Source organism: Bacillus sp. EB V-12 (assembly GCF_056158125.1).
Window position 1 is genome coordinate 1 of record NZ_JBUXJL010000020.1, and the last position, 24,310, is coordinate 24,310.

The window sequence follows — 24,310 nt, forward strand, 5'->3', positions numbered from 1 at the left end:
ACTTCGTCGCTCAGAAGCGACTTTATCAATATAACATTTCATTATATTTTCGTCAACAACTTTTTTCAATAAGTTGTTTTTCGTTTGTTTTGTTTGTTACCTTTCGTGGCAACGAATATAAATATACCAGTTTGATTATTAAAATGCAATAGTTTTTCTAATAAAATTTTTAACTTAGTAAAAAAGTATAAAAACAGCACATTTCTTCTATATAAATATAATTTCTCGCACTATCAAGACTTACTATACCCACGCAACTCATGCTCAAATAAAAAAAGCTTTGGAGAAATCTCCAAAGCTTAGTCTTGTTTATGGCGCATAGCAGGGAATAATAATACATCACGAATAGATGGTGCATTTGTTAATAACATAACTAGACGATCAATACCGATTCCTAATCCACCCGTAGGAGGCATACCGTACTCAAGAGCTTCAATATAATCGTCATCCATCATATGAGCTTCATCATTACCTTGTTCGCGCTCTTTTAATTGCGCTTCAAAACGTTCTTTTTGATCGATTGGATCATTTAACTCAGTGAATGCATTTGCATGTTCACGCGCAACGATAAATAATTCGAAACGATCTGTAAATCTTGGATCTTCATCATTCTTTTTCGCAAGCGGCGAGATTTCTACCGGATGACCGTAAATAAATGTTGGTTGGATTAATTTATCTTCTACTTTTTGTTCGAAGAATTCATTTATAATATGACCAACTTCCATTGTATCTTTAATTTCTACATTATGTTCTTTTGCAAGCTCACGTGCTTCTTCTACACTCATCGGATTCCAGAAATCAGCTCCAGAGTATTGCTTAATCGCATCTACCATATGAAGACGTGTCCATTCTGGTTCTAGATTAATTTCATAATCACCATACTGGATTGTTGTTGTACCCAGTACTTTTTTCGCGATATGAGCAACCATATCTTCTGTTAACTTCATAATATCTTTATAATCAGCGTATGCTTCATATAATTCAATCATTGTAAACTCAGGGTTATGACGAGTTGATACACCCTCATTACGGAATACACGGCCGATCTCATATACTTTTTCCAAACCACCCACAATAAGACGCTTTAAATGTAGCTCAATTGCGATACGCATATATAATTCCATATCTAACGCATTATGATGTGTAGTGAAAGGACGCGCAGAAGCTCCACCTGCAATTGCATGCATCATAGGTGTTTCCACTTCAAGATAACCGTTGTCATCTAGGTATCTTCTCATCTCACGAATGATTTTACTACGAGTAACGAACGTTTCACGACTTTCCATACTTGTAATTAAGTCTAAGTAACGTTGACGGTAGCGTTGTTCAACATCTTTTAATCCATGGTATTTATCTGGTAATGGACGAAGAGATTTCGTTAATAGCGTAAAGCCTGTTGCTTTTACTGAAAGTTCTCCAACGTTTGTTTTGAACACTTTACCTTCAATACCTACTAAATCACCTAAATCTGCTGTTTTAAATAATTCGTACTCGTCATCTCCAACAGCATCTTTACGAACATAAATTTGAACTTGTCCATGTAAATCTTGAACGTGTGCAAATCCAGCTTTCCCTTTTCCGCGTTTTGTCATAATACGACCAGCGATAGAAACAGCGATTTCCTTCTCCTCTAATTCTTCCTTAGAGAACTCTCCATATAGACTCACTAAATCAGTTGTTGAATTTGTGCGTTCAAATCTTTTACCGAACGGGTCAATTCCTTGTTCACGTAAATTATGTAGCTTTTCACGACGAACAATCAATTGGTCGTTTAATTCTTCGTGGTTCATGTTATCCATGATATTGATATCACTCCAGCTCTATTTAATTTTACAATATATACAGTATAGCATTTTCTACTCAACTAGAAAAACTGCCAGCAACTAACTGGCAGCTCTTCTTTCTTTCACGTAATTATAGGAAGTGTATAGAAGAATGTCAATCTCCTATGTCCATTATTAACCAACGTAAATTGTTTGTTGTTTCGCTTCCACTTCTTCTACAAATGTACCTAACACATTCGCAAGGTCTTCCCGTGTGTTACAAGCATTAATACCATTACGTACACTCGCATTACCACGAACACCTTTTAAATACCAAGCTGCATGTTTTCTCATCTCTCTTACAGCGACACTTTCGTTCTTTAAGTCAATAAGACGATCTAGATGTAACATACATACATCAATTTTCTCGCGCACTGTTGGTTCCGGCATTAATTCACCTGTCTCCAAATACTTTACCGTACGATAAATCATCCACGGATCTCCAAGAGCCGCACGACCAATCATAACACCATCTACACCAATTTCATCAAGCATACGCTTTGCATCTTGCGGCGTTGCGACATCACCATTTCCGATAACCGGGATATTTACAGATTGTTTTACTTGTTTAATAATATCCCAATCCGCTTTTCCTTCATACATTTGCACTCGTGTACGTCCGTGAACCGCCACAGCTTGGCCACCAGCACGCTCAACAGCCCTAGCATTTTCTATTGCGAAAATATGTTCTTCATCCCAACCGATACGCATTTTAACTGTAACCGGCTTTTCTACAGCATCTACAACCGCTGCTACCATTTCATATATTTTATTCGGATCTAAAAGCCACCTTGCCCCCGCATCACATTTAACGATTTTCGGCACTGGACAACCCATATTAATATCAATTATGTCTGCTGTCGTATATTTATCTACATATTTCGCAGCATCTACAAGAGTTTCTTTCTCTCCACCAAAAATTTGTAAACTTAATGGCTTTTCTCTCTCGTCGATATATAACATATCTAATGTTCTTTTATTATTAAGTAATATTGCCTTATCACTTACCATTTCAGCACAAACTAAGCCGGCACCAAATTCTTTTACTGTTAAACGGAATGCAGAGTTACACACTCCCGCCATCGGTGCTAGTACAACCGGATTTTTCATCTCGATATTTGCAATCTTTAACAATCAACCTACTCCTTCCTGTACAATCACTTTGGCATTAATTCCTCTATCGAAACATTTAATGCCTTAGCAACTTCTACTACAAAATCTTGAGAAGGCGATCTATTCCCTCTCTCAACCTCACCTAAAACAGATACAGATACCCCTAGTTCTTTAGCAAAACCTTCTTGTGTATAGCCTTTTAGCTTTCGAAAAGCACGAATGCGTCTTCCCCATTTTTCTGCTTCCATACCGTTACTCCCTCTCGCCTTTTCATTTCTTCTACTTGTGAACGTGAAATGTTTTGTTTTATGTCTTGATTAATCTCTAACAACGGAACGATAACAAAAGCTCTTTCAAACATCCGCGGATGCGGAACAATAAGATTCTCTGCTTCAATATTCTCTTGATTATAAAGTAAAATGTCAAGGTCGATAGTCCTCGGCCCCCACCTAATTTCCCTTTTTCTTCCTAGGTCATTTTCTACTTTTTGTGTTACTTTCAATAACTCTTGTGGTGATAAATTGGTAGAAATTTTTATAACTAAATTTAAAAAGCAACTTTGGTCAGTATAGCCAACTGGCTCAGTTTCATATACAGATGAAATATCATCAACCTGAATATAAGGATTTTTATTTAAAAACTGAATCGCTTCAGTTAGATACGTATAACGCTCTCCAATATTTGACCCTAATGCAATGTAAGCTATATTGTTCATGGACGTTCTCTCGTAATTTCTACTGCTACAGCACGATAATGACCCGGTATCGGTGGATCCGGCTTAATTACCTTAATTGTACAGCGTGAAATACTTTCATATTGTTTTAATATATCTGCAGCAATATTTTCAGCGATACTCTCCACAAGCTTATACTTTCTATCCTCAACAACTTTTCTACATAATTCGAAAAGCTCTCCATAATTGACCGAATGCTCTAAGTCATCACTTTCCCCTGCACGCTTTAAATCCAACTCCACCGTTAAGTCAACTTTAAATCTCTGACCTAATTTATTCTCCTCTGGGAACACACCATGATAACCATAAAACTCCATATCATGGATATAAATTTTATCCAATTACCTTACCCCCTTACCAATCATCGCATCCATCATTTTAGCCATACGCGCCATTTCTTTCACATCATGGACACGAACAAACTCACAGCCCTTTTCAATACCAAGACAAATGGTAGCTCCTGTTCCCTCAAGGCGTTCCTCCACTGGCAAATCTAATACGTGCCCAATAAAGGACTTTCTCGAAGTACCTAAGAGAACTGGATAACCTAGCACATTTAACTGTTCTAAATTACGCATCGCCTCTAAGTTCTGCTCAGGTGTTTTAGCAAAACCGATACCTGGATCTAAAATAATATTCTCATCTGGTACACCAGCATTTTTAGCAATTTTAATACTGTCATACAAATCAGCAATCATATCCGCCATTAAATTACGATAATTCATATTATCGCGGTTATGCATTAAAATGATGGGTACATCATAATGAGCTGCGACTTCAGCAATTTTTGGCTCCGCCTTCGCTCCCCAAATATCATTAATAATATGAGCACCAGCCTCAATTGCTTGCTTTGCAACTTCAGCTTTATATGTATCGATAGATATAGGCAATTTTACTTCTTTTGAAACTGCTTGAATCATCGGGACAACTCGCTTTATTTCTTCTTCTACTGATACTTTAGCAAAACCTGGGCGAGTAGATTCGCCACCAATATCAATAATATGAGCACCTTGACCTTGCATTTCTTTTGCGTGACGTACCGCAGCATCTACCTCGTTGTAACTCCCACCATCAGAAAACGAATCTGGTGTTACATTTAAAATCCCCATAATTAATGTTTTTTCATTTAAATTCAATGTATATTCGCCGCAGCGCAAATCATAATCCCACTTCAAACTACACATCTCCTCTTCGTAATTCATTTCTGCTCCATAATTTCTCTCTTTGCATTCCATAAAGGTACATTAAACTTTTTGTAACCACTCCTACTTTACCCGGGAAATCCTGCGCTTCTATACGATAAAGCGGAACAATTTCTTGAATGGAGTTTGTTACGAAGACTTCATCCGCTGAAAGTAGCTCATCTTTTGTAAAGAAACCTTCCTTTACTTCTATATTTAATTCTTCAGCACTCTTTATAATAAACGCACGAGTGATACCATTTAAAATCCCTGTCTCTAACGAAGGTGTATATAAAACATCACCTTTCACAAAAAATAGATTCGAAACAATGCCCTCTGCAACATAACCTGCTTCAGTGAGGAAAATACCTTCCTTACTCACAACATTTCCAATTTCACGCTTCCCTAAAATATTATTTAAATAGTGATGAGACTTCAGGCGAAATGTCCCTTCCGGTGTATTTCGCACTTGTTTTAGAATAACCCCTTCTTTTTCCACTACATCCCCTGGAGCTGTTAAAGGTTTTATAAAAACAATAACAGAAGGCTCTTCATACATTTCCGTTTGTAATCCTATTTCATCTATACCCGCCGATACATTAAAACGTACATATGCATGCTTCAATTCATTCTTAGCGAGTAAATCTTTCAAAATAAGCATCACATCATTTTTTGTCATTGTCCATTTAATTTGCAATGTATCCAGCGCCTCTATTAAACGGTTATAATGATCATCCAATAAGAAAGGATGACCATTATAAATACGAAACGTTTCAAAAACTCCAAGACCATATAAATAACCATGATCATAAGGAGAAATTCTCGCTTCACTTGCTTCTACATACTGACCATTTACGTAAATTAACATAATGTCGCACTTGGACTGTATTTACGAACGAAATTCTGCAACAGCTCTTTCCCATGAGAAGTCATAATAGATTCTGGATGGAATTGCACACCCTCTATCGGCAATGTCTTATGACGAAGTGCCATAATTTCCCCTTCCTCTGTCCAAGATGTTACCTCTAAGCAATCGGGTAACGTCTCTTTCTTAACAATAAGGGAATGATAGCGCGTCGCAGTAAACGGATTAGGAATATCCGAAAAAATCGTCTTTCCATCATGATGCATAAGCGACGTTTTTCCATGCATTAATCGCTCTGCACGGACAACCTCTCCCCCAAACACTTGTGCAATAGATTGATGCCCTAGACAAACACCAAAAATCGGAGTCTTTCCAGCAAAGTATTTAATAGCTTCCATACTAATCCCAGCTTCATTAGGACTACATGGGCCTGGAGAAATCATTAGAAAATCTGGTTTCATATTCTCAATATCTGAAATGGTCACTTCATCGTTACGTTTAACAACGAGCTCTTGTCCAAGTTCTCCAAGAAACTGCACTAAATTAAATGTAAAAGAATCATAATTATCAATCATTAATATCATTTCTCTCACCTAACCGTTTCTTCGCTACGTTCTTTTGCACGCCATAAAGCAATCGCCTTTTTTAACGACTCTTTATATTCATTTTCCGGATTTGAATCAATTACAATTCCCGCCCCTGCTTGTACATGAGCTTTTCCATCTTTAGCAAGAAGTGTTCTAATTACAATATTCAATTCTGTATCTCCAGAATAACCAATCCAACCGATTGAACCTGTATAAATCCCTCTTCGAACAGGTTCTAATTCCTCAATAATTTCCATCGTACGTATTTTCGGGGCACCAGTAATTGTTCCCCCAGGGAATACAGCCTTCACTAAATCAAAAGCATCTTTATCTTCTTCCACCTCACCACGCACATTAGAAACAATATGCATAACATGTGAGTATTTCTCAATTACCATAAATTCATCTACTTCTACAGTGCCATATTTACAAACACGTCCTAAATCATTTCTTTCTAAATCCACAAGCATTACATGCTCTGCTCTTTCTTTTTCGTTCTCAATTAATTCTCTTGCTAATTCTTCATCCTCTTGCTCATCCGCGCCTCTAGATCTCGTTCCAGCAATCGGTCTTGTACTTACTTCAGTTCCTTGTTTCTTAATTAACAACTCTGGCGATCCACTAACAATTTGAAAATCCCCAAGCTCCAGGTAACCCATATATGGAGATGGATTAATCTCACGAAGACTTGTATAAATTTCTAGTGGGTGTGTCTGTAACGTTCTTTCTTGTCTCGTCGACAAGTTTACTTGGAACACATCACCCGCCCCAATATATTCTTGAATACATTCAACTGCCTTCATAAAGCTGGCTTCAGTAAAAGCAACTGCTTCACTTTTCTTTTCAGGACTTTCAAAGGGCACGGTCACTTCAGGCGCTTCTGTCATCCAAAGACTCTTCCACTCATTTAGCCGTTCTTTCGCCTCTTCATATTTATCTACATAATGCGTAATAACCCATAACACTTGTTCTTTTTGATCATAGACAAATACGTCATCAAATAATAAAAAGAAGATGTCAGGTATATTAATATCATCTTCCGCAAGAGAAGATAGCTTTTCAATATAACGGATACAGTCATAACTGAAATAGCCAATTGCACCACCTTGAAAAGGCGGATACTCTGGGTTATAGTCCGTCTTCCATTGTTCCATATATTCTTGCATTAAATCTAACGGATTCCCTCGTTTTATTGTTTCCTTACCACTTTCACTTATATGTAACGTTTCATCCTTCCCTCGAATTACCGCTACTGGGTTCAGCCCTACAATGTTATAACGACCGCCACGGCCGCTTTCTAACAAAATATGTTGCGATTTACCCTGAGAAAGAAATTTATATTGCTTAAAGAAATCTAACTGATATGGAATAGAAAGCGCTAAAGATTTTCTTCGTTGCATATCAACACCCCGTCTTCTTTTATCCCACCCTCTTAGATAAACCAGCTCAAACTACATAAGTTATTTATATAGAGATTGATTATACTCGAAGGCTAGTGAAAATAATTTAATTATACTACCTCTTATTTTACATGAAGTTTTCTAGTCATTCACTCTTTTCCTATTTCCAATCCCAAAAGAAAAAGCACCCTTTTTCAAGGATGCTTTTTCAATCGCGTTTAATTAGGATTCAAATTGATAAAGTGGTGTACTTAAATAACGTTCACCGTTACTCGGGATAATAACAAGTACCTTTTTCCCTTTACCTAACTTTTTCGCAACTTCTGTTGCTGCATAAATAACTGCGCCTGAAGAGATACCAACTAAAATACCTTCCTCTTTAGCCACTCTTCTCGCATATTCAAATGCTTGCTCTGTTTTCACTTGAATAATTTCATCATATACTTCTACATCCAACGTCTCCGGAACAAATCCCGCCCCAATTCCTTGGATTTTATGTGGACCTGGCTTCCCACCAGATAATACTGGTGAATCTGCAGGTTCTACTGCATAAATTTTAATATCTTTATACGCTTCCTTCAGTACTTCACCAGCACCAGTAATCGTTCCACCTGTACCAATACCTGCAATAAACGCATCTAATTGGTCGCCCATTTGTTCAATAATTTCTGGACCTGTTGTTAAACGGTGAATTTCTGGATTCGATTGGTTTTTGAACTGTTGTGGTATAAAGTAGCCATGTTCTTTTGCTAATTCAGTCGCTTTACGAATTGCTCCACCCATTCCTTCAGGCCCTGGAGTCAATACTAATTCCGCACCGTAAGCACGTAATAAATTACGACGCTCAATACTCATTGTTTCTGGCATTACTAAGATTGCATTATATCCTTTAGCAGCCGCTACCATCGCTAAACCAATTCCTGTGTTACCACTTGTCGGCTCAATGATTGTATCGTCCTCTTTTAATAATCCCTTTTTTTCAGCATCTTCAATCATAGCTAATGCGATACGATCTTTAACACTACTCCCCGGATTCATAAATTCTAATTTTAAGTATATATCTGCGCTGTCTGATTCTACGATGCGGTTCAACTTAACGATCGGCGTTTTCCCGATTAATTCTGAAACTGATTGTGCCACTCGCATTCCTGTCACTCCTAACACCGAGTATTTTTATTGGTTTTATCTATATTTAGATTTTGTCAGAAAATTCCCTGTTTGTCAATTCATTTGGAGGATTGCTCCTCTTAATTCCCTTATTACAAATTCTCGATTAAATTTGTAATATCTTCTTTAGAGAACTTGTATCGTTCATTACAGAAATGACAGTGAACTTCTGTCTCTTCCTCTTCTTCACGAACTTGCTCTAACTCTGTTTTACCTAAACTAATTAATACACTCTCAATACGCTCGCGTGAGCATGTGCAATTAAATTGAACATCCATTGTTTCTAATACTTTTACTTTATCTTCTCCAAGAACTGCATATAGTAGCTCTTCCGGAGAAAGACCTTGTTCAATCAACGTTGATACAGGTGGAATCTTTTGTAAACGGTCTTCAATAAATGAAATCGTTTCATCTTGCGCACCCGGCATAATTTGAAGGATGAATCCACCTGCCGCTAATATGCTATCATCTCCATTTACAAGAACACCAACACCTACAGAAGAAGGCGTTTGTTCAGAAACTGCAAAATAATACGTAAAGTCTTCTCCTAATTCTCCTGAAACGATTGGAGATTGACCAATAAACGGCTCACGCATTCCAATATCTTTAATTACAGTTACAAACCCCTCTGTACCTACCGCTTGATATACACGTAACTTCCCTTGTTCTGTTCCTTCAAAATCAACATGCGGATTCGTTACATAACCACGTACATCTCCATTTGCATGAGCATCTACTAAGATAGGGCCAATTGGACCGTTACCTTCTACCTTAATCGTTAACTTTTGCTCACCCTTTAACATTGCGCCCATCATTGTACCCGCAGTCAAAGAACGCCCTAGTGCCGCTGAAGCTGTTCTCCATGTATCATGACGTCTTTGCGCCTCACTTACTGTATTTGTTGTACGTACACTATACGCACGCACTTCTCCATCAAATGCTAACGCTTTTACTAAATAATCTTTCATACGTATTTATTCACCTTTCTCATGCTGTAAATTTGCATTACGTTCATATAACATATACAAACCTTTTAACGTTAAAAACGGATCTACAATATCAATTACATTCGATTCTTCGGAAATTAATTTTGCCAATCCACCTGTTGCAATAACTTTAGGTTCTTGTCTAGCTTCTTCTTTCATACGCTTAACAATACCTTCCACTTGTCCAACATAACCATAAAGAATACCAGATTGCATCGCACTTACTGTATTTTTCCCAACAACACTGCTTGGTTTTGTAATTTCGATACGAGGAAGTTTTGCTGCTCTGCTATATAAAGCCTCTGCTGAAATCATAATTCCTGGCGTAATAACTCCACCCATATAATGTTTTTCTTCGTTAATATAACAATATGTAGTAGCCGTACCAAAATCAACAATAATGAGCGGACTTCCATATAAGTGGATTCCTGCTACTGCATTTACAATTCGGTCTGCGCCTACTTCACGCGGATTTTCATATTTAATATTTAGTCCTGTTTTTATCCCAGGCCCTACTACAAGCGGTTTAATTTTAAAATATTTTTCACACATGCGCTCTAAAGCAAACATAATTGGTGGTACGACTGAAGACACAATAATACCTTTCACATCTTCAAACGAAAGACCCTCATGCTCAAGCAATTGCTTTACAAGCATTCCATATTCATCTTCTGTCTTATGACGATCTGTTTCCATGCGCCAATGCTGACGAAGTTCCCCCTCTTCAAACACACCTAGTACAGCATTTGTGTTCCCTACATCCAATACAAAAATCATATTCTCACCACTTATCTTATTTAATCTATATTTGTGCAGTATGTATAAAACTTATAAAAACATCATATCACACATACTTATATAATCAGCTTTCCTATCCTCATCATTTTACAAAAAGATTGCTCTCTATTTCAATTTTTAATACTAGTTTTACTTAAATTACTTTATCCACTAAGTTCTCAATAGTAATTAACAAAGATTTTAACAAACAAAAAAGGAGTGACGATAGTCACTCCTTCACTTCTTACTTATCTTCTTTATCCTCATCGTCTTTCTTCATGTTGATGTTTACTTTCACATCATCTGAAGATGTTGGACGTTCTGGCAATCTGCCGTAATCACATAAATGATTGATTTGCTCTGCATCTAACGTTTCTACTTCAAGTAACGTTTGTGCGATAATATCTAGTTTATCACGGTTTTCAGTAAGAATTTGTTTTGCACGAGCATAACATTCTTTCATAATTGATTGCATTTCCATATCGATTTCATGTGCAATCGCATCACTATAGTTTTGTTCTGAGTGGAAGTCTCTTCCTAAGAACACTTGACCACCTTGCGAGCTACCAAATTGCATCGGTCCAAGTTTGTCACTCATACCAAATTCCGTAACCATACGTCTTGCAATACCAGTCGCACGTTGGAAGTCATTATGAGCACCTGTACTCACTTCACCAAATACAATCTCCTCAGCTACTCGGCCACCAAGTAAACCAGTGATTTTATCAAGTAACTCTGGTTTCGTCATGAAGTAACGATCTTCTTTCGGAAGCATTACCGCATATCCACCAGCCTGACCACGAGGGACAATTGTTACTTTATGAACGACATCTGCTTCATCAAGAACAACACCAATTACAGTATGACCTGCTTCATGGAAAGCAACGATATTACGTTCTTTTTCAGAGATAACACGACTTTTCTTAGCTGGACCTGCAATAACACGATCCGTCGCTTCATCGATATCACTCATATCAATTTTCTTCTTATCTTGACGTGCAGCTACTAAAGCAGCTTCGTTTAATAAGTTTTCAAGATCCGCACCAGAGAATCCTGGTGTACGAGTCGCAATTGCTCTTAAATTAATATGCTCATCAAGTGGTTTATTACGCGCATGTACTTTCAGTACAGCTTCACGGCCATTTACATCTGGACGATCTACTGTAATTTGACGGTCAAAACGACCTGGACGTAATAACGCTGGGTCAAGAATGTCTGGACGGTTTGTCGCAGCAACGATAATAATACCTTCGTTTGCACCGAATCCATCCATTTCAACAAGTAATTGGTTCAATGTTTGCTCACGCTCATCATGACCACCACCAAGACCTGCGCCACGTTGACGACCTACTGCATCAATTTCATCAATGAAAATGATACAAGGAGCATTTTTCTTTGCATTTTCAAATAAATCACGTACACGTGATGCACCGACACCGACAAACATCTCTACGAAGTCAGAACCACTGATAGAGAAGAATGGAACGCCAGCCTCACCTGCAACAGCACGTGCCAATAAAGTTTTACCTGTACCTGGAGGTCCAACTAATAGGACACCCTTTGGAATACGAGCACCAACTTCAGAGAACTTACGAGGGTCTTTCAAGAATTCAACTACCTCAACAAGTTCTTGTTTCTCTTCATCCGCACCAGCAACATCTCTGAAACGAACTTTTTTCTTTTCATCATTATATAACTTCGCCTTACTTTTCCCGAAGTTCATAACACGGCTACCGCCGCCTTGAGCTTGGTTTAATAAGAAGAAGAATAAAATGAAGATGATGACAAATGGAATGATTGAAGTAAAGAATGTTACCCAAGCACTTGTTTCTTCTGCTGGTTGATACTTAACTTCGGCACCTTTCGCTTTATCATTAATTTTCTTTTGTAATTCCTCAGTATTTGGTGCATAAGTAACAAATTGTTCTCCTTGGCTAGAGTTATTAAATTGTCCTTTTACCTCAAATACACCATTTTTCGGTTGAAGTTGCACATTACGCACTTCACCGCTTTCTAGTTTAGTAATGAATTTGTCGTAGCTAACTGATGTCGTTTTTTGTGTCGAACCATTAAAATAGCTCACGATTCCAATTACTACTAAGAATATCAGTAAATAAAAGATGGTATTACGGAAGATACGATTCATTCCTAACCTCCTCTCACGGCATAAACACTATAGTAAATCGTAACATAGAAAAACTTTCCTATACAATTGTGAAGCCTATATTTAATTAATTTGAGTAAACGCTTGGTTTTAATACGCCTACATAAGGAAGATTACGGTATTGCTCTTTATAATCTAATCCATATCCTACTACAAATTCATGTGGAACAGTAAATCCAACATAATCCGCTTTCAGATCAACCTTACGGCCTGTTGGCTTATCTAATAATGTAACAATTTTTACAGACTTCGCTTTACGATATTTGAATAAGTCTACTAAGTAGCTTAGTGTAAGACCACTATCAATAATATCTTCGACGATTAAAATATCGCGACCTTCTACAGAAGTATCAAGATCTTTTAAAATTTTCACTTCGCCTGTTGAAACTGTAGAGTGACCGTAACTAGATACAGCCATAAAATCCATTTCAAGATATGTATCTGTTCTCTTTAATAAATCTGCCATGAATGGCATTGCGCCTTTTAATACACCAATTGCAAGAGGTACTGTGTTTTTATAATCCTCTGCAATAATTGCACCTAGTTCGCGCACCTTTTCTTGTATTTGCTCTTCAGAAATTAATACTTTTTCGATATCTTGATTCATCATTTCATTATCCTCCCGGAAGACTCCTTGCTTTTGTAGTGAATAATCATATATTTATCCTTCTTTGCCATCTCTTTCGAAATTGCAAATGCAGATCGTTTCAACAAGGGTACCCAAATAATAGTCCCACTTGCATCACAAACGACCGGCCATTCTTCTCTTTTTTCTTTCGGTACTTTCGCTTCGATAAAAATAGCTTTTATCTTTTTCGTGCCATTCATACCTTGTATTGACATGCGATCTCCATTTTCTCTAGAACGAATACGAAGTGGATATGATATATCATTATACTTAGCAACAAATACTGTTTCATTCATGTTACTTGGTATATCTTCGCTCACCTCTGTTACAAATTCATCCCCGTTCAATAGCGTAATGGTCCCGGGTACTAATAAATCTTGTGAAAAAGGAGAGACAATTTCTTGTTTAAATCTAAAGCTACACTCCTCGTATGAACGAACAATTTTCAAATCACCCGGAAAATCAAGTGAACCTGAAGGTTGTGTCCGCTTAAAAAACTCAATCAACTTGTCAATATGTATAGAAGAAAGAGAAGATGGAATCTTATATTCATAAAGATAGTTTAATATTAGTTGAATCCCTCTTCTTTGTAAAGGCATAGACATGGATTCAAAGGCAGGAATTGATAAGCTAATTTGTTTATCACTTTTTTTTGTAATTACTTTATTCATTTTCTCAAAAGCTAATTCCTGCAAATAAGCCTCATCCTCTTGCATCTGCACGCTAAATTTTTGGAATTTCTCATGCATTTGTGGATTTTCTTCTTTCAAATGAGGAAGGACATATTTACGTAATCGATTCCTTGTATATACTTCCTTTTTATTACTCGGATCTATACGTGGCATTAAATTTAGCTTATTACAGTAATCAACAATTTCTTCCTTCGTTACGCCAAGTAACGGCCTAATTAAATATCCATTATGAAAAGGACGCTTCACTGCAATTCCTGCATATCCTTTCGGAGTACTCCCTCTTACAAGACGCATTAAAATTGTCTCGACTTGATCATCTCCATGATGTCCAAGAGCAACATATCTCGCATCATATTTCTTCATTATTCTTTCCAAAAATGCATATCTGCATTCTCTCGCAGCAACCTGTGCATTCATTCCGTATTGCTGTTGATATTGTGATACATTAATCCTTATCGTTTCACAAATAATTCCCAGTTCTTCACAAAGGCCCTGCACAAACTGTAAATCCTCATAAGATTCATCACCTCTAAACATATGATCCACATGAGCAACTACAATTTCCAACTGTTTTTCCGCTCTTTTTTCTAATAAATAATATAAAAGCGCTAACGAGTCAGGACCACCAGAAACTCCCACAACAATTGTTGAATCATTCTTTAATACATCATGCTGCTTTACAAAGTCATCTACTTTTTCAACAAATGTATCTTTCAACTTCGCAATCACCTTTCATTAAACAAGAACAGCAACCTTAGTCACCTTGTCTACAATGGTACAACTTTTACAAACATTGTGCAAAAAAAAGATATACAAAAATTACATTTTTATCTTACATCCTCCGTGTCTATTCACAAAATTAATAACATTACCTTTTCCCACAAAAAAACCTAGGTATTCACCTAGGTTTTTAAAATCAAATTATAGATAAACATTCCACTTACATTTTACTGCGCTTGCATTCCTACAATCGGAATCGTAGCCCACTTCGGCATATTTTTCTTCACTTTTGCCACTACAATAGTCATATCATCATTTATATAACCATCACAAGAGCGAATCACTTCTTCCATAATGATATCAGCAATTTCTTGCGGGTCTTCGGTTTGCAATTCTTTAATTTTTCGTTTCATCCACAATTCATGATTCTCCACATGCTGTGCTCCTTCAAAAATCCCATCACTCATCATAATAAGAATATCGCCCGTTTTTAATTGTTCACCCACCACATCAACTTCAACATCTTCGATGATTCCCATCGGCAAATTACTTGCTTCAATTTTCAAAATATTATTTGCGCGTTTAACAAAACTCGGCGTTGATCCAATCTTTAAAAACCTTGCACTCGCATCCCGCAAATCTACCATAGCTAAATCTAATGTCGTAAACATTTCTTCTGTCGTTCTCAAAGAAAGAATTGAATTGATAGACTTAATTGCTATTTCTTCATCAATGCCTGATTGGAGTATTTTTTGTAATAATTTCACCGTTTCCTTACTTTCCATATGAGCTCTTTGCCCATTACCCATACCATCACTAATCGCAAGTGCATATTTACCAACACTTAAATCCATCATCGCATAAGAGTCACCCGAAACAAATCCACCGCCTTTTGCAGCTGTAGCCAATCCTGTATCAAGAGAATACGTCTTCGCCGAACCAAATGATATTAAACTATGGCCATTTGGATAAGAAGACTTTTCTTCATGTTTAACGACAATATTTTCTTTAAGGATATCTGAAAGCATCGGTGCAACTAACTTTTCACACTCACCATGTTCATTAGATGCAACTGGAATTAACATTTCAATATCAATACTTCCTCTATCTAAACAATAAATATCAACATGCTCTACTTCGACACCAAAATCTCGGAACGCTTGCATAATCTGTTCTTCCTGCACTTGATGATTTTCACGCTCTCGTTGTATCTCCTTAGCAAAATCCTCCATAACCTTTGATACACCTAATAGTTGCTCCGCTACTATTCTACGATTTTCCTTCATTTGTTTTCGTAATTTTTGTCCCTCATAGAAGTGATCTAATTCACCGGCTACTAAATCCGTCACTTTTTTCCCTCTCACACAATGCTTGTCCCACTCACGAACTAATTTACGATTATGTTGCAGGGTTCCTTCTTCCGTTTCATTCATTATTTGTTTCATATAATCGTACGTTTTATCAAAATTCACTACCCAGCATTGATCCTTTTTAAAGCATGTTTGACATGTTTTCGCAGTAATTGTACTCAAAAACAAATCTGCTTCTGTCTCTTTATCTTCTTCCTCTACATACCCATATACAGAAAAGCTATTAGATAAAGCAGCAAATACATTTGCAAATTGGTTGATTTTATTTGCTGTAACATCACGCATCCTTCTTAAATATTGTTGTTGATCTTGCGAATGCTCTTGTGTACCTGGCATAAATTTAGCAATACGATCCAAAACAAGCTTCGGTGTTAATAAGAAGATAACAATCGCTACACCTGACTCAATTAAAGTTGTTACAATATTTGTCTGTTTGTCTACATATAATGTAATTAAGCTTGTCCCAATTAATAAACCTAAACTAACACCTAAACGCTTTCCTTCTTTTAACAATCCACCAAGCAATCCAGAAAAAGCAAGAAGGCTAAGCTGAGACAAGCTAGACACATTTGCTAAACTTAATATTAGTCCTGTTACAACCCCCACTGTAGACCCTGTGGCAGCACCCGCAATAAATGCAAATACTAGCACTAAATACCTTGTAAAAATATGTTGAATAGAAGCATCATATACAAACCAATCTGTTGTACCCGTTAAAACAGATGCTAGTAATATAATCAAACAAACAATTTCTTCCGTCTCTAATGCCTGTTGTTTTCCTTTCCTTTCCACTAAAAGTGGGACACTTTGTAAAAATATCATAGTTAATACAAAACTAAGCCCAGCCTCAATGGTACTAACGAGTAAATCGTACATGGTGACAGTTTGTTGTGCAAAATATACAACAACTAAGTGTGCGGTTAATGCGGAGATAAATACTTGAAATGGAACAAGTCCAACAGTTTTACGTGTAAATCGACTAAAGAAGATATTATAAATGAAGAAGGTAAAGATAGATGCAAAGGTAAAAAACAAATTATCTATCGATACTGAAAGAGCTCCTCCCATTAGAGCTAAAAATGCTAGCGGCATCTTATCCCGCTTCATAACATAAACAGCAGCAAAAAATGGCAGTGCAAACGGTAAAATATTTGTTAATATATATGCTCGTCCCAAAAGAAAACCAATAACAACAATAATAAATCCCCATCTAAAGAAAACTTGCTCAAATTTCATTCGCAACTTACTCGTCCACTTTATTCCATCAAGCTGACTCTCATTCATTGCCAATGCACTTGTATTCATAGTATTCCTTCCTGCTTTAGGCATATTTTTAACACCACCTGCATAGTTTAATTACTGTCATTATAAAAGATGATTGTTGGTTTTTTTGTCAAAACAACAGTTTTCACTTTTATAATCGTTCGACTTTTTATTCGAAATAACTCTACAGATATACAGGGTATGTAAGTTATTTTCGAGATTTTAATTAAACATTCAGAAAATATAGGGTGATTTTGTAGAAGTGTTGTATATCTTAATTTATTTAACAAAAAAAGATCATGCAAATTTGCATGATCTTTTTAGATGACCCGTACGGGATTCGAACCCGTGTTACCGCCGTGAAAGGGCGGTGTCTTAACCACTTGACCAACGGGCCGTTAAATTAAATATAGCGGCGGAGGGGATCGAACCCCCGACCTCACGGGTATGAACCGTACGCTCTAGCCAGCTGAGCTACACCGCCATGTCGTCTTATTTAACGGACAATTAGTATCTTACATCAGATACTAATTAAAGTCAACACATCTCAAAAACTTTTTTGAAAATATTTTTTACATATAAAAAAGCACCCTGAGACATTACTCTGGGTACCTCTCTATATGTTAAAAACTAAACGTCCTTATTATCCGCGACGCGCGCCACGGCCACCACGTTTAGACTCTGTGTTACGCTTTAAAGAAGTTAAACGATCTTCGCTATCTTTTAAGAAGCGTGCCATCTTTTGCTCAAATGTTTCTTTCGGAGCTCGGTCGTTACCGCCACCGCGATTATCTCTGTTGAAAGAGCGATTATTACGTTGTGGACGTCCAGAACGTTGTTGATCACCACCGCGTTGGTATTCACCACGTGGACGATCTCCTTCTGTTTTTTCACGTTCTTTCGCTTTTTTGATAGATAAACCAATCTTTCCATCTTTTTCAACATTAATAACTTTTACTTCTACTTGGTCGCCCACTTTTAAGTGATCGTTAATATCTTTTACATAGTTATCAGCAACTTCACTAATATGAACAAGACCCGTTAAGCCCTCTGGCAGCTCCACAAAAGCCCCAAAATTTGTAATACCTGTTACTTTACCCTGTAACTTGCTGCCTACCTCGATTGACATAAAAAAAATGCTCCTCCTTAGTGGTTAAAAAGTCAAATTTTACTTTATTATATATAATCCTAAAATATAGTGTCAATAAGACATACTCTACTTAGAAACAGGAAAAATTATCTCCCCTTTACCAGAGAAGAAATAATCCCTTCTAGCAATCTTTAATACGTACTCTTCATCATTTAACTTTTGAACTTCGTCTTTTAGACTTTTTTCTTTATTCGTTAATGAATCCAGTTCTTTTTTCATGTCCTTAACTTTTGCTTCTTTTGCTTTAATGGAACTGTTTTGTTGATAAAACGTTACACTAATACTCGCAATAATTGTAAAAGTAAAGACAAGAAAAACCGCTAAACGGCGATAAAGTCGCTTCCTGTTCTCATCCGTTTGTATTATATGCTCTTTAACAGGATTTGGACTCTGTTTTTCGATTGTTCTTTGTCTCAGTTCCCTCATTTCCGAGGTCCCCCTAACTTCTTTTTTATATGCTCCCATAGTTGGAAGATATGTCCCTTCAATTTTGCTATATATTGCAGGAACCCTATATGTTTCACTATAAAAAGTTTAACACGATTAGGGAGAAGTTTCCATATGAGCGAAGCAATAAATCGAACAGGCCAGAAAAAAACTTTCCATATGAAAAGTAATATCCAAATCACCATTTTCCATAACACATGTCCAATTGAAAGCAGTATACGAAATAAGAATAATATAAATGCAATAAATAGCTGCGCTATAATAATAACAGGTTTTATCATGAGTAGCTGTATAATTCGAACAAAAAAATATGTTGTTTGCATAAAAATATAGATGAGAAAATTTAACAGCTTCATGTATAGTGCCTTCAATAAGCTTTGATATGCCGCAAAACCACATAATAATGCCAAAAACACATATATACGTAGCTCAGCTTCATTTACGAGAAGCAATACATAAAAGACGAATAATGCTTGGACAATCCAAAATAATATATCATGTATAAATACAAGCCAACGTTTACGTTCTTGCCGCTTTAAAAAACGTTGATATGTATCTAAAGACGCTCCAATCCAAGCACCCATCCCAATCATTGAAAGCATTGTATACAACTGAATTGTTAAGCTCATTTAAACAACTTACTAAAGAAACCTTTAGTTTTTTCCCCTTGATTTTCATCAATATACAGCATCTCATTAACTTTCCCTTTAATCGACACAATACCTTTTTCCACATCTAAATTTTTCATTTGTAAATTTTGACCACGAATCGTTAAAAAACCCATTACGGTCTCTAGTAAAAACTCTTCGCTATCAAAACTCTCTACCTGCTTCACACCGGTAATATCAATTATACGCCTGCCACGCATAATAATGTCATGCTCTACAGAAACATTTTGTTGATTAGAAGACGTAGGTGAGTAACCATTATTCACGTAAATCCCCCCATAGGTTTTTACTAGCTAATAGTAATGTATGAGGGGATACATGATTTTAGAACAAGCCTTCTTCCGCTTTTACTTTTTCTTCACGAACTAAGCTATACATATTTGCTGCATCTTCTTTTTTAGTTGTTTCTTTTAATTCATTTATTTTCACAGTCACTATTTTTTGACCAAAACGAATTGTTAATTCATCAGCTACTTTCACATCAGAACTCGCTTTTGCCACTTGACCATTAATAGATATTCTTCCTTGATCAGCTACTTCTTTCGCTAATGTTCTTCTTTTAATTAAACGTGATACTTTTAAAAACTTATCTAGACGCATATCAAATCCCCCTATTAACGCTCTGTTTGTTTCGCTTCTTCCCATAAAACATCTAACTGTTCTAATGATAAATCTTTCATCTCTTTATTCATTTCAGCTACTTTTGCCTCCATGTATAAAAAACGACCAGTAAATTTCTCATTAGTTGAACGTAACGCCTCTTCTGGATCTATTTTGTAATGACGAGCTATATTAACAAATGCAAATAGTAAATCACCAAACTCACCCAGCATCTTTTCCTCATCCATATTTGTAACCTCTTGTTGGAACTCTTGCCATTCTTCCAAAGCTTTCTCTATCATCGGTTGCACATCAACCCAATCAAATCCAACCTTACCAGCTTTCTTCTGAATTTCATAGGCGCGTAGTAACTGCGGCAAACTTTTTGGAACGCCATTTAAAACAGATTCTTTCACGAATCCTTTTTCTTGTTTTTTAATTTCTTCCCAATTTGCAATCACTTCATCAGCGCTGTTTACATCCGTATTTCCAAACACATGCGGATGGCGACGAACCATTTTCTCAGATAGAGTTCGAATGATATCATCTATAGAGAACCAACCTTCATCTTCTCCGATTTGAGCATGAAGCATAACTTGTAATAATATATCACCTAATTCTTCTACTAAGTGATCATCATCCTCTTCATCGATTGCTTCCAACACTTCATAAGCTTCCTCAATTAAATATTTCTTTAATGATTGATGTGTTTGCTTTTTATCCCACGGACAACCATTTGGACCACGAAGTTCCGCAATAATTTCTCTAAGAACATCAAACTGTTGATACAAGGACGCACGCTCCTGAACTGGCGGCACGTACACACTCGTTAAATTATTCAATTCCGTTTCATGATCTAACATGTACAACGGTACCTTCTTTACTTGTTCAAATGAAGTTCCTGCAGCTGTTACGATATACACTTCATAATCATCTGGTAACATCTCCATTAATGTTAATTTCACATCAGATGCAACGAATGCATCATATACTTGGCAAAAGATTAAATGTTGACGCAGTTCTAATTGCCCTCTTTCAAATGATGTAGCATCAAGTAATTGGAATCCTTCAATCGGATCAATCTTTAGACTTGCAAACATAGGATCAAGGAAACTTTGTCCACCCTCAATTCGCACTTCAACATTTGAAACTTCTCCTTTTTCTAACAGTAGCTGAACTGTTCTTTCTGCTACAAGTGGATGCCCGGGAACAGCATAGATAATTTCTGTACCTTCAGCTTGTTCTAGCAATTTATTCGCAATTGTTTCATATACAATTTCAAACGTATCATGCGCTTCATATACAGCATCAAAAGACGTATATTGTACGCCTTCTTTCTCCAATTCTTCTATAACTGGATGTTCCTTCGTTCTAACAAACAGATGGTCTGCTTCTTTTATTTTTCGATATACACCCATCGTTAGCTGATCTAATTCACCAGCTCCTAAACCTAAAATAGTAATGATTCCACTCACAACCAGTCACCTCTATCCACTCTTCTTCAATGAACCTTCTTTTTTCTCTTGTTTCATAACGGTTCCTAATTCTTTTTTTGTAAATACACGTAATTTCAAAATAAAAAACATATATGTCAATCCGCCGATGGCTACACCTAACAACGCTTCAAGCGTCGCGCTTCCTCTATGTTCCGTATTAATTACTAATCCAGACATCTGTAACACACGTGTGAACATCATTAATACAAACCCCATACAGATACCACTAATTACTATCCCTAACATATTTCGCTTATTGATAAGTGACCCTGATACAGCTCTCGTAAGCAACAAACTATTTAATCCAGAGATTATAATTAACGCACATAAAGTCGCAAAAGCTGCACCTTTCACACCAAAATAAGGCATGAATATATAATTTAACGCTAACTTTAAGCAACCTCCAAATACAACAAATAACGCTGGCTTAAACGTTTGCCCTAATCCTTGTAAAATAGAAGCTGTCGTAATTGACAATGAACTAAATAAAATAGATAACGATAAAATAGATAAAACATCTGATCCATCACTGTTTTCAAACAACATAATATTGGTAGGTTGAATAATACAAGTTAGTCCAATAGCTGCTGCAAGTCCAATAACAAATGTTATTTTCATTGCTAACTTTACCTTTTCTTGAATAAAGGAAAGATCTCCTCTTTCCTTCGCCGCTGTAATAATCGGAATAAGTGACAACGAGAAAGAAGTCGTCACAACAGTACCTAATTGCATTAGCGGAATACTTCTATCATAAACACCCTTTAATACCTTTGCATTTTCAGCCTGTTCTCCCGCACCAATAAGTAAGCTGTAAAAGGACACTGAATCAGCCATCTGTATAAAAATAAGCACTAAATTACTAACACAAATCGCTAACCCCTGCCAAAAAAGGATTTTAACTATCTTCCTTTTACCCTTAATTCTCGCTGCACTTTTGAAGAATATAGAACGAAAATCTTGACGCATATACAATATAAGTACAATAATCCCAATAAGTCCACCCGCAATTGAGCCTAACATAGCCCCTGCACCAACTGTATATAAATCAAATCCGTGAGCAATTAGGAATAGCGATAAAAACACAATAATAGAAACTCGAATTGTTTGTTCTATTACTTGCGAAACAGCCGTTGGCATCATATTATTAAATCCTTGAAAATACCCTCTTGCTACAGACAAAAATGGCATCAATAAGAATGAAAATGAAATAACACGTAGTAACTTATCTAAGTGTATATCGCCCATAGCTGCCGCAATTGTTTCGGCCCCAAAAAACAATGTAAAGAAGCCTATAAAACCAATTCCTAATAAGAACCAAAAAGATACACAAATAATTTCTTCTGCTTCTTTTTGTTTTCCCCGCTCTAGTCGTTCTGCAACCATTTTCGAAATGATAACAGGAAATCCATAAGTAGCTAAAATTAAACAAAATCCATAAAACGGGTAAATTTGTTGGTAAATATAAAACCCAATATCCCCCGCTATATTTTGATATGGAATACGGTAAAAAGCGCTTAATACTTTTGTAACAAAACTTGCAATCGTTAATATAATAGCCCCACGCCAAAAGGCTTGATACTTCTTCGCTTCCATACAAGAAAACTCCTTTTTCTATTCTCACCTCTCGTATTATATCATAAAGAAAAGAACAAACTCCCTTACCAACACGGGTAATAATGAGTTCCTAAATGTTAAAAATATTCAACGAAAAAAGGTAGCAAAGTGCTACCTTCATTCAATATACATATATCTCCAAATAATTGATTTCTCAAAAAGAAAGATCATAATTAGGAAAGATTGCTACTTCTAAAATCAATATACCCTTACTGTTCCATTTGTTTCGCTAAGAAACTGGCAGCAGTATTAACCGCTTTATGCTCGATCTCGCTTATAATGGCTTCTTTTGAAAAAATAATGACGGCTCCAATCGGATCTCCGTTTGCAACAATCGGTCCAACTGTATAAGAATGAACCTTTTCTGTTACACCATCAATAATGGAAATATCACTTTCATCCGTCATAATAACAGACTTTCGTTCTTCCATCGTTTTTTCAATTAGATCGCCAACACTTTTATTTAAGTATTCTTTTTTCGATACGCCTGATACTGCGATGATAGAATCTCGATCACACACAAGCACATTATGTCCTAAGCTGTCATATAAAGCATCAGCATATTCTTTTGCAAAATCACCTAGCTCACTAATTGGAGAATACTTCTTTAAAATTACCTCTCCATCGCGATCAACAAATATTTCTAGTGGGTCTCCTTCTCGAATACGTAAAGTTCTACGAATTTCCTTCGGGATTACTACCCTGCCTAAATCATCAATTCGACGTACGATTCCAGTTGCTTTCATTCTAATGCTGCCTCACTTTCTACTGATGATCAAAGTGGTGAATTTACCTGTTCATGTAAAAATCACCAACTGTTAGACATAGTATTTTACACATTAGTTCTTCTATGCACGTCGAATTGT

General features: G+C 36.5%; 24 protein-coding genes and 2 tRNA genes. All 26 read right to left on the minus strand.

Annotated elements, in window-relative coordinates:
- Nucleotides 1-299: 299 nt before the first annotated feature.
- Entirely contained in the window at nucleotides 300-1,799 is a 1,500-nt protein-coding gene (lysS, locus tag ACZDYH_RS28495) for a lysine--tRNA ligase (protein WP_000369668.1), read from the minus strand.
- Between the two features lie 159 nt (nucleotides 1,800-1,958).
- A complete protein-coding gene (dusB, locus tag ACZDYH_RS28500; RefSeq protein ID WP_000912251.1) occupies nucleotides 1,959-2,957 on the minus strand; it encodes a tRNA dihydrouridine synthase DusB in 999 nt (332 codons plus the stop codon).
- Between the two features lie 23 nt (nucleotides 2,958-2,980).
- Nucleotides 2,981-3,184: a helix-turn-helix domain-containing protein gene (locus tag ACZDYH_RS28505; protein WP_000387031.1), complete on the minus strand. Its 204-nt coding sequence runs from the start codon at nucleotides 3,182-3,184 to the stop codon at nucleotides 2,981-2,983.
- Nucleotides 3,136-3,651: a 2-amino-4-hydroxy-6-hydroxymethyldihydropteridine diphosphokinase gene (folK, locus tag ACZDYH_RS28510; RefSeq protein WP_001059450.1), complete on the minus strand. Its 516-nt coding sequence runs from the start codon at nucleotides 3,649-3,651 to the stop codon at nucleotides 3,136-3,138. Before folK ends, ACZDYH_RS28505 begins: the two co-directional genes overlap by 49 nt.
- Nucleotides 3,648-4,010, minus strand: a complete 363-nt coding sequence (folB, locus tag ACZDYH_RS28515; RefSeq protein WP_000358062.1) for a dihydroneopterin aldolase — start codon at nucleotides 4,008-4,010, stop codon at nucleotides 3,648-3,650. The genes folK and folB overlap by 4 nt, the downstream gene beginning before the upstream one ends.
- Nucleotides 4,011-4,871: a dihydropteroate synthase gene (gene folP, locus ACZDYH_RS28520; RefSeq protein WP_140158308.1), complete on the minus strand. Its 861-nt coding sequence runs from the start codon at nucleotides 4,869-4,871 to the stop codon at nucleotides 4,011-4,013.
- Complete coding sequence (gene pabC / locus ACZDYH_RS28525; RefSeq protein WP_000909884.1) at nucleotides 4,846-5,718, minus strand: aminodeoxychorismate lyase; 873 nt, start codon at nucleotides 5,716-5,718, stop codon at nucleotides 4,846-4,848. Before pabC ends, folP begins: the two co-directional genes overlap by 26 nt.
- On the minus strand, nucleotides 5,712-6,299 hold the full coding sequence (gene pabA, locus ACZDYH_RS28530; RefSeq protein ID WP_474887774.1) for an aminodeoxychorismate/anthranilate synthase component II: 588 nt from the start codon (nucleotides 6,297-6,299) through the stop codon (nucleotides 5,712-5,714). Before pabA ends, pabC begins: the two co-directional genes overlap by 7 nt.
- A gap of 5 nt (nucleotides 6,300-6,304) precedes the next feature.
- Nucleotides 6,305-7,702 (minus strand): aminodeoxychorismate synthase component I, encoded by a 1,398-nt coding sequence (gene pabB / locus ACZDYH_RS28535; protein ID WP_474887776.1) that lies wholly within the window; start codon nucleotides 7,700-7,702, stop codon nucleotides 6,305-6,307.
- 222 nt (nucleotides 7,703-7,924) lie between these two features.
- Nucleotides 7,925-8,848, minus strand: coding sequence for a cysteine synthase A (cysK, locus tag ACZDYH_RS28540; RefSeq protein ID WP_025689126.1), 924 nt, complete (start codon nucleotides 8,846-8,848; stop codon nucleotides 7,925-7,927).
- 113 nt (nucleotides 8,849-8,961) lie between these two features.
- Nucleotides 8,962-9,837: a redox-regulated molecular chaperone HslO gene (gene hslO / locus ACZDYH_RS28545; protein ID WP_000656372.1), complete on the minus strand. Its 876-nt coding sequence runs from the start codon at nucleotides 9,835-9,837 to the stop codon at nucleotides 8,962-8,964.
- 6 nt (nucleotides 9,838-9,843) lie between these two features.
- Nucleotides 9,844-10,632 (minus strand): type III pantothenate kinase, encoded by a 789-nt coding sequence (locus ACZDYH_RS28550; RefSeq protein WP_000578368.1) that lies wholly within the window; start codon nucleotides 10,630-10,632, stop codon nucleotides 9,844-9,846.
- A gap of 244 nt (nucleotides 10,633-10,876) precedes the next feature.
- Nucleotides 10,877-12,778, minus strand: coding sequence for an ATP-dependent zinc metalloprotease FtsH (ftsH, locus tag ACZDYH_RS28555; RefSeq protein ID WP_001079674.1), 1,902 nt, complete (start codon nucleotides 12,776-12,778; stop codon nucleotides 10,877-10,879).
- Nucleotides 12,779-12,863: 85 nt separating this feature from the next.
- The gene (gene hpt / locus ACZDYH_RS28560; protein WP_000981842.1) at nucleotides 12,864-13,406 is read right to left on the minus strand and encodes a hypoxanthine phosphoribosyltransferase; all 543 of its coding nucleotides are present in this window, start codon (nucleotides 13,404-13,406) and stop codon (nucleotides 12,864-12,866) included.
- Nucleotides 13,403-14,833, minus strand: a complete 1,431-nt coding sequence (gene tilS / locus ACZDYH_RS28565) for a tRNA lysidine(34) synthetase TilS (RefSeq protein WP_000655463.1) — start codon at nucleotides 14,831-14,833, stop codon at nucleotides 13,403-13,405. Before tilS ends, hpt begins: the two co-directional genes overlap by 4 nt.
- A gap of 230 nt (nucleotides 14,834-15,063) precedes the next feature.
- Entirely contained in the window at nucleotides 15,064-17,535 is a 2,472-nt protein-coding gene (spoIIE, locus tag ACZDYH_RS28570; protein ID WP_001123541.1) for a stage II sporulation protein E, read from the minus strand.
- Between the two features lie 259 nt (nucleotides 17,536-17,794).
- Nucleotides 17,795-17,866, minus strand: a tRNA-Glu gene (locus tag ACZDYH_RS28575).
- Between the two features lie 13 nt (nucleotides 17,867-17,879).
- A tRNA-Met gene (locus tag ACZDYH_RS28580) sits at nucleotides 17,880-17,953 on the minus strand.
- 159 nt (nucleotides 17,954-18,112) lie between these two features.
- A complete protein-coding gene (locus ACZDYH_RS28585) occupies nucleotides 18,113-18,598 on the minus strand; it encodes a S1 domain-containing RNA-binding protein (protein WP_000021451.1) in 486 nt (161 codons plus the stop codon).
- A gap of 87 nt (nucleotides 18,599-18,685) precedes the next feature.
- The gene (gene divIC, locus ACZDYH_RS28590; RefSeq protein WP_001208739.1) at nucleotides 18,686-19,045 is read right to left on the minus strand and encodes a cell division protein DivIC; all 360 of its coding nucleotides are present in this window, start codon (nucleotides 19,043-19,045) and stop codon (nucleotides 18,686-18,688) included.
- Nucleotides 19,042-19,695, minus strand: coding sequence for a spore cortex biosynthesis protein YabQ (gene yabQ, locus ACZDYH_RS28595; protein WP_000059772.1), 654 nt, complete (start codon nucleotides 19,693-19,695; stop codon nucleotides 19,042-19,044). Before yabQ ends, divIC begins: the two co-directional genes overlap by 4 nt.
- Nucleotides 19,692-20,000: a sporulation protein YabP gene (gene yabP / locus ACZDYH_RS28600; RefSeq protein ID WP_001059104.1), complete on the minus strand. Its 309-nt coding sequence runs from the start codon at nucleotides 19,998-20,000 to the stop codon at nucleotides 19,692-19,694. The genes yabQ and yabP overlap by 4 nt, the downstream gene beginning before the upstream one ends.
- Before the next feature lie 58 nt (nucleotides 20,001-20,058).
- Nucleotides 20,059-20,334 carry an RNA-binding S4 domain-containing protein gene (locus ACZDYH_RS28605; RefSeq protein WP_001234876.1) on the minus strand — a complete coding sequence of 92 codons (276 nt, stop codon included), beginning with the start codon at nucleotides 20,332-20,334 and terminating at the stop codon, nucleotides 20,059-20,061.
- 14 nt (nucleotides 20,335-20,348) lie between these two features.
- Nucleotides 20,349-21,809: a bifunctional methyltransferase/pyrophosphohydrolase YabN gene (gene yabN / locus ACZDYH_RS28610; protein WP_000014239.1), complete on the minus strand. Its 1,461-nt coding sequence runs from the start codon at nucleotides 21,807-21,809 to the stop codon at nucleotides 20,349-20,351.
- A 12-nt stretch (nucleotides 21,810-21,821) separates the two neighbouring features.
- Nucleotides 21,822-23,423, minus strand: coding sequence for a putative polysaccharide biosynthesis protein (locus ACZDYH_RS28615; protein ID WP_474887782.1), 1,602 nt, complete (start codon nucleotides 23,421-23,423; stop codon nucleotides 21,822-21,824).
- A gap of 230 nt (nucleotides 23,424-23,653) precedes the next feature.
- Nucleotides 23,654-24,190 (minus strand): stage V sporulation protein T, encoded by a 537-nt coding sequence (spoVT, locus tag ACZDYH_RS28620; protein WP_000648302.1) that lies wholly within the window; start codon nucleotides 24,188-24,190, stop codon nucleotides 23,654-23,656.
- Nucleotides 24,191-24,310: the final 120 nt, after the last annotated feature.